Source organism: Paenibacillus cremeus (assembly GCF_007786445.1).
GTDB classification, from domain to species: Bacteria; Bacillota; Bacilli; order Paenibacillales; family NBRC-103111; genus Paenibacillus_G; species Paenibacillus_G cremeus.
In genome coordinates this window covers 1-12,300 of the sequence record NZ_VNJI01000020.1, presented here as the reverse complement: position 1 = coordinate 12,300, position 12,300 = coordinate 1, and the positions used below count along the sequence as shown (strand labels likewise).

The window sequence follows — 12,300 nt, the reverse complement described above, 5'->3', positions numbered from 1 at the left end:
GGCTTTTTTATATGCATCGAGCCCTTCAGGATTAGTCCTCGATCGTGGACAAATCCCCTGTCGGCAGGTTCAATTCCCAAGCTTTCAAGACACGGCGCATAATTTTACCGCTTCGGGTCTTCGGCAGTTTGTCTTTGAATTCGATCTCTCTTGGAGCCGCATGCGCAGACAAGCCCTCTTTGACGAATTTGGCAATTTCGGCTTTCAGTTCATCCGATGGCGTAAAGCCTTCACGGAGCGCGATAAACGCTTTGATGATCTCTCCGCGCATAGGGTCCGGCTTCCCGATCACGCCCGCTTCAGCGACCGCCGGATGCTCAACCAGCTTGCTTTCGACCTCGAACGGACCTACCCGTTCTCCAGCCGTATTAATAACGTCATCGATCCGGCCTTGGAACCAGAAGTAGCCGTCCTCGTCCATATAAGCGGAGTCGCCGGAAATATACCAGCCGGAAATGCGGAAGTATTCTTCGTACTTCGCCGGATTGTTCCAAATTTTACGCATCATGGACGGCCACGGGGTCTTAATGGCAAGATTGCCCATCCGGTAAGGAGGCAAAATGTTGCCCGCATCATCGATAATGGCTGCATCCACTCCTGGAAGCGGCTTGCCCATCGAGCCCGGACGAATCGCCATACATGGATAGTTACAGATCAGCTGACCGCCTGTCTCTGTCATCCACCAAGTATCATGTATGCGTTGACCGTACACCTTCAAGCCCCAGCGAACAACCTCTGGATTCAGCGGCTCGCCGACACTGAGTACGTGACGCAGCGTAGACAGATCTGCCGCCTTGACAGCCTCATCCCCTGCACCCATCAGCATCCGGAATGCCGTTGGCGCGCTGTACCATACGGTTACTTTATATTTTTCAATCGTTTTGTACCAATCTTGAGGGCTGAAGCGGCCGCCGCGGATCACGTTCGTAGCCCCATTCAGCCACGGAGCGAAGATCCCGTAAGAGGTGCCTGTTACCCAGCCTGGGTCCGCCGTACACCAATAAACATCGTGCTCCTGCAGATCCAGCACAACCCGCCCAGTATAATAATGCTGCAGCATGGCGTTATGAACGTGGAACACACCTTTTGGCTTGCCCGTAGAACCGGAAGTATAGTGAATGAGCAATCCGTCCTCGCGGTCCACCCATTCGATATCCAGCTCTTCTGAAGCGCCAGCCATCTCTTTATGAAAATCGACTTGCCCCTCGGACAGCGTCAGATTGTCGCCTACTAGAATAATATGCTTCAAATGCGGCAGCTCGCTAACCGGCACACGCGGCAGCTGGGAAGGCGTCGTTACGATCGCTACAGCCTCGCTGTCTGCCAAGCGGTCTTTGACTGCGGTTTCCATAAATGCTTCGAACAGCGGCCCTACCACGGCGCCGACTTTAATTGCACCAAGCAAGGAGAAATAAAGCTCAGGTGTTCTAGGCATAAAAATAAACATGCGATCGCCCTTGCCGATTCCGAGCTTACGAAGCACGTTACCGAACCGGTTGGAGTTCGTTTTCATCTCATGGAAGGTATACTTTTCGTCACGGCGCTCATCGCTGTAGTACAAAGCGATCTTGTCGCGGCGCTCCGAATTGGCGTGACGGTCGATTGCTTCATACGCCATGTTCACTTTTCCGGACTGTGCCCAGCTGAAGGATTCTTCAATGGCTTTCCAGCTGAAATTCGCACGTTCCTCTTCGTAATTTTTCATATTGGCCGATGTTGATACGGGTGCAATGCTTTCTACATTTGTGTGATCCATGCCGATTGCCTCCTAAACCGTCCTTAGTTTTTTGTCTAAAACGCTTACATTCCGCTGTGAATCCCCTTACTATTACGTCACGTTGTATTATACCACAACCCTTTTTATCCGACTATTTTTTTGTTATGCTAGGAATGCAGCACCTTGGAAGGGAGAAAGTCTGCTCATGGAGCACCTTAAAATATATCAGTCCTTGCGCTATTCTCACTCGGACTACGAGTTGATCCTGGAGGGTCCCGTCCCTCCGGAGCAGCTGCGAACGTATACGATGCATGCGGATTTGGATGCTTTTCGGCGTCCCAAAGAGCAATTTGAAGCATTAGTCGAAATCGCCGAGCTTCCGGAAGGCCGAATCATCGTGGCTCGAGACGGCTTACAGATCGTAGGCTACGTCACGTTTCATTACCCGGACGAGCTGGAGCGCTGGTCTGAAGGCGGCATGATCGATTTGATCGAGCTGGGTGCGATTGAGGTGGCTGACGCGTATCGGGGACTTGGCCTAGGCAAAAAAATGATTCAGCTCGCCTTCGAGCAAGAGCAGATGGAGAATGTGATCACCTTTACTACCGAGTACTATTGGCACTGGGACCTGGAACAATCTGGCCTTTCCGTCTGGCAGTACCGGGACATGATGGAAAAGCTGATGAAATGCGTAGATATGGTCTGGTTTGCGACCGACGACCCGGAGATTTGTTCGCATCCGGCCAACTGCCTGATGGTTCGCATCGGCAAAAATGTACCGTTGTCTTCGGTCGAGCAATTTGATCGGGTCCGATTTCGTCAGCGGTTCATGTATTAGCGTAGCGCTGTTTAACTGCATCCCGCACATCTTGGATATTGGAGGCAGTGATCTACCATCAGGGGGCATTGGGGAGACATGAATTCTAACGTATTGTTCATTTATGATGAGAATGAAACGGGCTACCGCTTTAATGAAAGCCATCCGTTTAATCAGAAGCGGCTCGTGCTGACGGTGGACCTGCTGCGCTCCATCGGAGCACTCCCGGATTCCTATCTACGAGCCCCGCAGCTGGCTACTGAGGAGCTGCTGCTGCTCAACCATACGCCATCGTATATTGAAGCGGTCAAAGCGCTCAGCGAGACTACTCCAGCTGAGGAATGGCTTAAGCAAGCTGGGAAATACGGACTCGATACGGAGGATACGCCGTTCTTTCCCTGTATGCATCAAGTGACTTCGCTCGTTGTAGGCGGGTCTGTGCTGGCCACCGAAGCGGTGATGTCCGGTGACAAGGAGCACGCCCTACACTTAGGCGGAGGATTGCATCACGCGCTGGCGAATAAAGGCGCCGGCTTCTGCGTCTACAACGATGCGGCGATCGCCATCGAATATGCCAAGCGTAATTACGGTGCCCGCGTGCTCTACATCGACACCGATGTCCATCATGGGGACGGCGTGCAGTGGAGCTTTTATACCGACCCGGACGTCTGTACGTTCTCCATCCATGAGACGGGCAAATACTTGTTCCCCGGCACCGGCGCCGTCAGCGAACGCGGGGATGGAACCGGTTTCGGGACGGTGGTGAATGTCCCCGTGGAGCCCTATACCGAAGACGACTCCTGGCTGGAGTGCTTCGAGGAGGTCTTAACCAAGGTCGCGGCGCAATTTCGCCCGGACTTGATCGTCTCGCAGCATGGCTGTGATGCTCATGCCTTTGATCCGCTAGCGCATGTCCACTGCAGCATGGAGGTGTACCGCGCGATGCCGCGCCTGATCCATAGGCTAGCGCACGAGCATTGCGGCGGACGCTGGGTCGCACTCGGCGGCGGAGGCTATGACATCTGGCGCGTCGTCCCGCGGGCGTGGAGCCTGCTCTGGCTGGAGATGAGCGAGCATCCGCTCATCCAGGAGCTGGCCGCGGCGCAGGAGCTGCCGCTGCCGGCATCGTGGCTGCAGCAGTGGCAGCCGCATAGCCCAGTCGAGCTGCCGGCTGCGTGGCTCGATCCGACGGCGACGTGGACGCCCATGCCCCGCCGCCAGGAGATTACGCTGAAGAACCGGCAAACGAAGGAAGCCGCGATGGTGTACTTGTAAAGGATCGATATAAGTTAAAAGCCCGTGACCACAGTTGGTCACGGGCTTATTAGCTATTGTATTAAAACTTGATTTTCGACTCGATGAAGGCTCTCAGCTCGCTGATTGGCATCCGCGTTTGCTCCATCGTATCGCGGTCGCGGACCGTCACTTGGCCATCCTGCTCGGATTCAAAGTCATACGTGATGCAGAACGGCGTACCGATCTCATCATGGCGGCGGTACCGCTTGCCGATCGAACCGGACTCATCGTAATCGACGAGGAAGTGCTTCGACAGCTCGGCAAATACGTTGTTCGCGCCCTCAGAAAGCTTCTTCGACAGCGGGAAAATCGCCGCTTTGTAAGGCGCCAGCGCCGGGTGCAAATGCAGCACGGTACGGCTGTCATCTCCCTCCAGCTGCTGCTCTTCGTAAGCGTCGACCAGGAACGCCAGCGTTACGCGGTCTGCGCCCAAGGAAGGCTCGATGCAATAAGGAATATAGCGCTCGTTCGATTCTTGATCGATATAGTTGAAATCTTCACCGGAATGCTCCATATGCTGCTTGAGGTCGAAGTCGGTCCGATCCGCGATGCCCCACAGCTCGCCCCAGCCAAACGGGAACTTGTACTCAATATCGGTAGTCGCGTTGCTATAGTGGGACAGCTCATCATCGGAATGATCGCGCAGACGAATGCTGGTTTCTTTCATGTTCAGCCCCAGCAGCCAATCGCGGCAAAATGCCCGCCAGTATTCGAACCACTGCATGTCCTCGCCCGGCTTGCAGAAAAACTCCAGCTCCATTTGCTCAAATTCCCGTGTACGGAACGTGAAATTGCCCGGTGTAATTTCATTCCGGAAGCTCTTACCAATTTGGCCGATACCAAATGGAAGCTTTTTGCGCATCGTGCGCTGTACATTTTTGAAATTGACGAAAATGCCCTGCGCCGTCTCCGGACGCATATAAACGACGTTCGCGCTCGATTCGGTTACGCCTTGGAACGTCTTGAACATCAGGTTAAACTGGCGGATGTCCGTATAATCGAATGCGCCGCAATCCGGGCAAACGATATGATGCTCTTGAATCAAGCCCATCATTTGATCGAACGTCAACCCGTCGACTACCATCTCGATGCCTTTGTCAGACAACGCGTTCTCGATAATTTTATCCGCGCGGTGACGAGCTTTACATTGCTTACAGTCGATCATTGGATCGTTGAAGTTGCCTACATGACCGGAAGCAACCCAAGCCTGCGGGTTCATCAAAATCGCAGCATCCAAGCCTACGTTGTATGGGGATTGCTGGATGAATTTTTTCCACCACGCGCGCTTCACATTGTTTTTCAATTCTACACCCAGTGGACCGTAGTCCCAAGTGTTTGCAAGTCCGCCGTAAATTTCAGAGCCGGGGAAAATAAAGCCTCTGTGTTTCGCCAGTGCGACGATCTGATCCATCGTTACGGATGCCATATGTATATTCCTCTCCTTCAATAGGTAAAAAGTTCAGCGTTGTTGTAGAGCAATTGTCTGCGATGTATAGTTAAAAATTGCTCTCTAGAGCTGCTTGAGCATCTGGTCTACAATGCGGTAGGAGTTTTCGGAAGCCTGAACGGTAAATTCGGCAAAATTCACTTCAGCCGAGCCATCGGCCTTATCGGACATGGAACGGATAATTACGAACGGGATCTCGTTCATCGAGCATACCTGTGCCACGGCTGCCCCTTCCATCTCGGTGCAGGCGCCGTTCAACTCCGTATACAGCTTCCCTACCGTTTCGCGGCTGGCAATGAACTGATCGCCCGAAAGCACACGACCTTCCTTCACTCGACCGCCAAAAATCTCAGCGCTCACCTGCGAAGCCAAATGACGCAGCCGTTCATCGGAGACGAACAGCGACGTTTTCTCGTAAGGGATCGTTCCCCGCGGAAAACCAAGCGCTGTCACATCCATGTCATGCTGCAAGCATTCGGTCGAAACGACGATGTCCCCAACGTTCAACTCCGGGTCCACCGCTCCAGCTACTCCGGTAAAAATGATCGCATCCACGCCAAACGTGTCGATCAAAATTTGCGTTGTGACCGCCGCGTTAACTTTGCCGACGCCGGATTTGCAGAGTACGATGTTCTTCCCGTGAAACCCGCCTGCATAAAACGTGATTCCCGCTCTCACCGTTTCCGTCACTTGCTCCATATGCTCATGGAACTGCTCAATTTCTTCTTTCATCGCGCCGATGACGCCGATTGTTTGATACGACAAAGCTTATATCCCCCTCTACAAAAGAAAGAGGCTCACGCTAGCGTTGAGCCACCGAATTTCTATGAATAACTTCATGCGGCAATACGACCTGTGAGAGCTCTGAAGCATCCTTCGTTTCTTTGTTCATCAGCTTCGTCAGCAGTCGCATCGCAACAGCACCGATATCATACATCGGCTGAGCTACTGTAGTAAGCTCAGGACGCACCATGGACGCCATCCGGATATTGTCGACGGAAATCACGGACATGTCATCCGGCACTTTCAGCCCGCTGTCCTGCAGCGTATGAATCGCGCCGATCGCCATTTCGTCATTCGCCGCGAAGATGGCCGTAGGACGCTCGTCCAATGATAAGAAGTACTTCGTCACTTCCAAGCCGGATTCATATCGATAGTTGCCGACGCGCACATAATCTTCGTTCAGCGGAATGCCTGCTTCTTCAAGCGCTCTCCTATAGCCTTGGTAGCGGGCAAACCCGTTGGCCGGATCCTGCAGCGTTCCGGAAATCATGGCAATGTTGCGGTGTCCGTTTTGGATTAACACGTTGACCGAATCGTAAGCTGCCTTCTCATGATCGATATCGACCGATGGAATGATATGCTTCTCATCCGCTGTGGCGCACAGAACCACCGGAACCGACGAAGTTTTGAATGCTTGGATGTGGTCTTCCGTTACTACGCCGCCCATGAACAGAAGTCCATCCACTTGCTTCTCCAGCAAGGTATTGATAACGCGGATTTCTTTCTCTTTCTTCTTATCTGCGTTACATAGAATGATATTGTAGTGATACATGTTGGCAATATCTTCGATTCCCCGGGCCACCTCGGAAAAGATCGGATTGGAAATGTCGGGAATGACAACGCCAACCGTGGTTGTCTTCTTGCTGGCGAGTCCTCTTGCAACCGCATTCGGGCGGTAGCCCAAACGTTCGATCGCCTCGAACACCTTCTTCCGCGTCTGCGGCTTCACGTTCGGGTTGTTGTTGACAACACGTGATACGGTTGCCATGGAAACGCCTGCTTCTCTGGCTACATCATAAATTGTCACAGTCACGGCCATTCTCTCCAATGTTTTAAAAAGTATAATGCGATCAGGACATTTAGCCTTATCATACGACAAAATGCTCGGTTTCGCAATGAATTGGGCTTCTCTTACATTACATAGTATCAAAAAATGCCAAAAAAGCCAACTGCGGGGGCAGTGGCTCTAAAAATCTTGCACGGCTAGCGAATGTTTGGCGATTTGCGCTAGCCGTTTTCTTACATCCTCGACCCAGACCGCGTCATCCAATGATTGGGCAAGAAGCAGCAGATCCAGCAGCTCGTTAATACGGTCTTCAATAATCATTTCGACCGGATCGGCGGCTCGTTTCTTCTCCGTCACTTTGACCATCAAATGGGCAATTTCGCTGACTTCTGCAAATTGCAGCATTTGTTTATCCGGCTTGCTGCCCAGCTTACCGATCAATCCGGTCAAATCGGGCTTCACTTCGGCAAACACTTCGCTGCGGTTACAGGAATCACATGAGAAGATCGGAACATTCTCAATTTCGACTTTGTTTTGATAAATGACTGTACGAAGGCGGATACTCATAGGTTTCCCGCATTTGCACTGCTTTTGCAACTCATTCACTCCTTTGGCAAGAAATCGACCTGTTAGGTAGAGTAATTCTACTTTTTAAGCCGTTTTCCTGCCTCCAGATGGCTAGTAATATTTAGCACCGCAGGTGCTCTATTTGCTGATGAATTTGGCTAACACATCAACGAATGCCTTGGTGAATGCGGGCAAATCCGGCGGTCTGCGCCCGGAAACGATATGGCGGTCGACCACCGCTTCCTGGTCCACCCAGATCGCACCCGCATTTTCCAGATCGTCCTTGATGCCTGGCGTAGAAGTCATGGTGTAGCCTTTGCAAATTTTCGCTGACGCTAACACCCAGCCGGCATGGCAAATGTGAGCGATCGGCTTCTCTGCTTCATGAAATTCCCGCGTCAGACGAAGCACGGATTCATACCGCCGCAGCTTGTCCGGAGCCCAGCCGCCTGGTACGTACAGTCCAATGTAATCCTCGGACTTCACCTCATCTACCGCATGATCCGTCGTCAGTGGAACGCCATATTTTCCATGATACACAGTACCTGCCTTCGGACCGGCGAGATGCACCTCCGCGCCTGCTTCGCGAAGACGCAGCACCGGATACCACATTTCCAAATCCTCAAACTCTTCATCTACAAACGCGAGTACCTTATAGCCCTTCAATTCCATTGATGCTCCTCCTAAACAATTCGACTAGCCGGTTTGGCTGGATTGGTCGTTTGAGACGGCTGGGTCTGCTCCGCCAAATCCGCTTGGATGTACTTGCTGAGCACCTCAACGACACTGCTGCTGTTCGGACATCGGGAGAGCTCCTCCCAAATGGTCGAGCTTTCGCTCTGGCGGCTTTGCAGCAAGCTGTTTTTGACACGTAAAATGGATTGGACCGACATGCTGAGCTCCGTAATGCCAAGTGCAATCCAAATTGGCAGCGCACGAATGTCGCCCGCAAGCTCCCCGCAGACGCTGACATGCTTGCCATACCGCTGCGCATTCTGGGCGGTCAGCCGGAGCATACGCAGCACGGCCGGATGAAACGGATCATACAGGTGGGCCACCGTTTCATTCATGCGATCCACCGCCAGCACGTACTGCACCAGGTCGTTCGTGCCAATGCTGAAGAAATCGACTTCCTGCGCAAGCAGCTCCGAAATCATAACCGCCGCGGGCAGCTCGATCATGATGCCCACTTCCAAATTCGAGTTAAAAGGCATATTCATCGCAGTAAGCTCTCTTTTGACCTCAGCCAAAATTTCATTCGCCTTTCGCAGCTCATCGAGCGATGAAATCATCGGATACATGATTTGAATGTTGCCATAATGGCTGGCCCGCAGGATGGCTCGCAGCTGAGTTTTAAACAGATCGGTCCGGTCCAGCGAGATGCGGATGGCCCGATAGCCCAGTGAAGGATTCTCTTCCTCCGGCAGCGCCAAATAGTCCAGATGCTTGTCTCCGCCAATATCCAGCGTACGAATGACAACGCGCTTGCCCTCCATCCGTACCGCCACTTCCTTATACACGGCAAATTGCTCTTCCTCCAGGGGGAAGCTGTTGCGATCCATGTATAAAAATTCCGTCCGGAATAACCCTACGCCGGAAGCACCGTTCTTGATCACCTGGTCCAATTCCTTGACCGAGCTAATATTCGCGGCCAGCTGAAACTGCAAGCCGTCTTCCGTTTCCGATGGCAAATGGGCCAGCTTCTGCAGCTGCTCATGCAAGGCGTTCCAATTCGCTTTGCGCGCTTCATACCGCTCAATGATGTCTTCAGAAGGGTTTACGAACACGACCCCTTCATCGCCGTCGATTATCAGGTAGTCCCCGCTTTGGATCGGGGTTTGCAGCTTCCCCTCGATGCCGAGCACATACGGTACATTCATCGCTCTTGCCATAATGGCTACGTGGGAGGTTTTGCCGCCGAGCATGGTCACCAGACCCAGCGCAAGATTTACATCCAGATGCACCATCTGCGATGGCGACAGCTCCTTGGCCACCAGAATGTACTGCTGATCCTTCGGAGGCAGTGTTTCCTCCAGCGCCCCCAATAAATGCTTCAGCAGCCTATTGCCGACATCCTTGATATCCAGCGCTCGCTCCTGCATGTAGGTGTCGTCCAGCAAGTCGAACATGTTGACGAACTTTTCAATCGCTTCTTTCACAGCCACTTCCGCCGCTTTATATTGACGCTGCATGATGCCCTGGACCTCGTTCATAAAGATCGGGTCCTCCAAAATGGCTAGATGCGCATCGAAAATCTGAGTCTGCTCTTCCCCAAGCACGCTGACGAATTCCTGCTTAATTTGCTCGATTTCATTCTTGGAGTGCCGAATTCCGTCGTATAACCGTTCAAATTCGAATGCCAAGTCCGTAACATCGATCAATTTCTCTGGAAAGTCCCATTCCCAGGTTGGAATAACGAAGGCTTTGCCCATCGCAATACCGGATGAAGCTCCGATCCCCTCAACCAAGTGCGTTCCCTCCCCCTGTGACGGCATTTTTTAGTACAACCGACATAACGGATGCCTGCCCTTTTTTCACCGCTTTATACGGTGCGAAGCTCCATGATCTGACCGCATCGGTATTGGTAATCAGCATCGGGGTGGCAAGCGATTTACTGTTTTGCTTCACCTTCTGCAGATTAAATCGGACCAGCAGCTGGCCCGCCTCTACCTGATCCCCTTCTTTTACATGCGCGGTAAAATATTTTCCCTGCAGCATCGCCGTATCGATTCCTATGTGAAGGAGCACCTGCAGCCCTTCCTTGGTCTCAATGCCAAGCGCGTGCAAGGAGGGATAGACGTGAATGATTTTGCCGGCTACAGGAGCGACCAGCTCCCCCTTCTCAGGCAGAAAAGCAACGCCATTGCCGACCAGCTTATCCGCGAATATTTTATCCGGAACCTCTTCCAAGGGAATCATCCTCCCCTGCATAGGAGAGCTGAACAACACTTGAGTGATGTCCTTCCGCGTGGTCTTGATGATTTCCTCCCGGATCAGCTCGGAATACGTCCCAAAGACGACTTGAACGTTCCCGCCGCCGAGCCGAATGACCCCTGCCGCACCCAAATGCTTCAGCGCTGTGATATCCAGAAGACGATCGTTGACAAGGGTTAAGCGAAGCCGCGTGATGCAAGCCTCGATATTCTTGATATTTTCCTTGCCGCCCAGTGCCTGCAAAATTAATGGAGAGCGGTAAGGGATATCACCCGCCCATTCCTCCAGCTGAGAGCCTTCTTCACGGCCTGGGGTAGGGATTTGGAAGCGACGAATCGCCCAGCGGAACATGAAATAATATACAAACCCGTAGGCAAGTCCAATCGGAATCAGCAGCATGCCGTTATGGGCCAAGTGAAGGTTAATCAAAAAGTCAATCGCGCCCGCAGAATACGAAAATCCGTGGTGAATGTCCAAGGCATAGGCGAGCCACATGGACAATCCGGACAAAATAGCATGGCCGATGAACATGTAAGGTGCCACAAATAAGAACGCAAATTCGATTGGCTCCGTAACCCCTGTCAAAAAGCAGCTAACCGCTGCAATCATAAAGGTCGCACGAATCTTGGGCTTTAAATCTTCACGGGACTCGTGAATAATCGCCAGTGCGATCGCCGGAAGCGCGAACATCATAATCGGGTACAAGCCCGCCATGTAAATGCCTGCCGTCGGGTCGCCGGCAAAAAAACGAGGCAAATCGCCAAACACAGGTTGTCCGTTTTCTTTGTAGGCACCAAGCTGAAACCAGAAAAAGTTATTAAATACATGATGAAGTCCGGAAGGCACCAATAGTCGATGAATCACACCATACAAAAATGTGCCGAAGCCGCCAAGGCCTAGGATCATATTCGTGAGCGCTTGCATCCCGGATTCCAGCATAGGGCCGATCTGAATCATGACGATGATAAGAAAAAAAATCGTCAGCCCCATAAACAGCGGGACCATCCGGGGTCCTCCGAAAAACTGTATGTATTCCGGCAGCTGAATATGCTTTACGCGATGATATATCACGGCAGCGATCAGCCCGATTAGGATACCTCCGGGTACGCCCAATTGAAACGTCTCGCCTAAATACCGCTGCAGCGATTCATTGAACATGTAATGTCCAATTAATGCGGAAACTCCAACGATACCTGCGCTTTCCGTTAAGCCCAGCGCCACACCGACAGCAAAAATCAGCGGCAAATAATTAAAGATGGTAGAACCGCATAGGAGCAAAATCTCCCCTATTCGGGGCATATGCATCGAATCCCATGGTAGGCTTCCCAGCCGCAGCAAAAACGCCGCTACAGGAAGCGTGATGGTCGGCAGCATCAGCGACCGGCCAAGCTGCTGCAAATTGCCCATCCAATTCAAAAGAGCCGTTCCCCCTTTCCTATATACGATGGTAAGCGGTGTTCCGTTTTTTGTCAAACTTGCCGAAGCCTGCTGAAATAGTAGGGTAAGACGGGGAATTACTTCCCCGGACTCCCCGTCAAACCGTGCATGCGGATTTCCCGCACACGGCTTTCCTTCGTCAGTTCCCCATCTTCAGGAGTGAGTTGTCTTCGCCCGTCACCGGGCTGCATATTTCACTACTGAATTAGAAACGTGTGGTGAGTAAGTTTGTTAGAAATACCATGCCCGCCGCTTCCAACGCTTTGTTTGGAATGAGCGAGTTAGAGACCGTTGAC

General features: G+C 52.2%; 10 protein-coding genes. 2 read left to right on the top strand and 8 right to left on the bottom strand.

Annotated elements, in window-relative coordinates:
* Positions 1-31: 31 nt before the first annotated feature.
* Positions 32-1,756 (bottom strand): acetate--CoA ligase, encoded by a 1,725-nt coding sequence (gene acsA / locus FPZ49_RS16715; protein WP_144848845.1) that lies wholly within the window; start codon positions 1,754-1,756, stop codon positions 32-34.
* A 166-nt stretch (positions 1,757-1,922) separates the two neighbouring features.
* On the opposite strand from acsA, the gene FPZ49_RS16710 reads away from it, so the two are divergent.
* Both FPZ49_RS16710 and FPZ49_RS16705 read left to right on the top strand, forming a co-directional pair.
* Positions 1,923-2,555: a GNAT family N-acetyltransferase gene (locus tag FPZ49_RS16710; RefSeq protein WP_144848842.1), complete on the top strand. Its 633-nt coding sequence runs from the start codon at positions 1,923-1,925 to the stop codon at positions 2,553-2,555.
* Between the two features lie 78 nt (positions 2,556-2,633).
* Positions 2,634-3,809, top strand: coding sequence for an acetoin utilization protein AcuC (locus FPZ49_RS16705; protein WP_144848839.1), 1,176 nt, complete (start codon positions 2,634-2,636; stop codon positions 3,807-3,809).
* Between the two features lie 61 nt (positions 3,810-3,870).
* On the opposite strand, the gene FPZ49_RS16700 is transcribed toward FPZ49_RS16705, so the two are convergent.
* The 7 genes from FPZ49_RS16700 to FPZ49_RS16670 form a co-directional block, all read right to left on the bottom strand.
* Positions 3,871-5,256 carry a glycine--tRNA ligase gene (locus FPZ49_RS16700; RefSeq protein ID WP_144848836.1) on the bottom strand — a complete coding sequence of 462 codons (1,386 nt, stop codon included), beginning with the start codon at positions 5,254-5,256 and terminating at the stop codon, positions 3,871-3,873.
* 84 nt (positions 5,257-5,340) lie between these two features.
* Positions 5,341-6,042, bottom strand: a complete 702-nt coding sequence (locus FPZ49_RS16695) for a 5'-methylthioadenosine/adenosylhomocysteine nucleosidase (protein ID WP_144848832.1) — start codon at positions 6,040-6,042, stop codon at positions 5,341-5,343.
* A 37-nt stretch (positions 6,043-6,079) separates the two neighbouring features.
* The gene (gene ccpA / locus FPZ49_RS16690) at positions 6,080-7,099 is read right to left on the bottom strand and encodes a catabolite control protein A (RefSeq protein WP_144848829.1); all 1,020 of its coding nucleotides are present in this window, start codon (positions 7,097-7,099) and stop codon (positions 6,080-6,082) included.
* Positions 7,100-7,246: 147 nt separating this feature from the next.
* The gene (locus FPZ49_RS16685; protein WP_144848826.1) at positions 7,247-7,663 is read right to left on the bottom strand and encodes a hypothetical protein; all 417 of its coding nucleotides are present in this window, start codon (positions 7,661-7,663) and stop codon (positions 7,247-7,249) included.
* Positions 7,664-7,771: 108 nt separating this feature from the next.
* Positions 7,772-8,305 (bottom strand): type 1 glutamine amidotransferase domain-containing protein, encoded by a 534-nt coding sequence (locus FPZ49_RS16680; protein WP_144848823.1) that lies wholly within the window; start codon positions 8,303-8,305, stop codon positions 7,772-7,774.
* An 11-nt stretch (positions 8,306-8,316) separates the two neighbouring features.
* Positions 8,317-10,101: a phosphoenolpyruvate--protein phosphotransferase gene (gene ptsP / locus FPZ49_RS16675; RefSeq protein ID WP_144848820.1), complete on the bottom strand. Its 1,785-nt coding sequence runs from the start codon at positions 10,099-10,101 to the stop codon at positions 8,317-8,319.
* A complete protein-coding gene (locus tag FPZ49_RS16670; protein WP_144848818.1) occupies positions 10,094-11,983 on the bottom strand; it encodes a glucose PTS transporter subunit IIA in 1,890 nt (629 codons plus the stop codon). The genes ptsP and FPZ49_RS16670 overlap by 8 nt, the downstream gene beginning before the upstream one ends.
* Positions 11,984-12,300 lie beyond the last annotated feature (317 nt).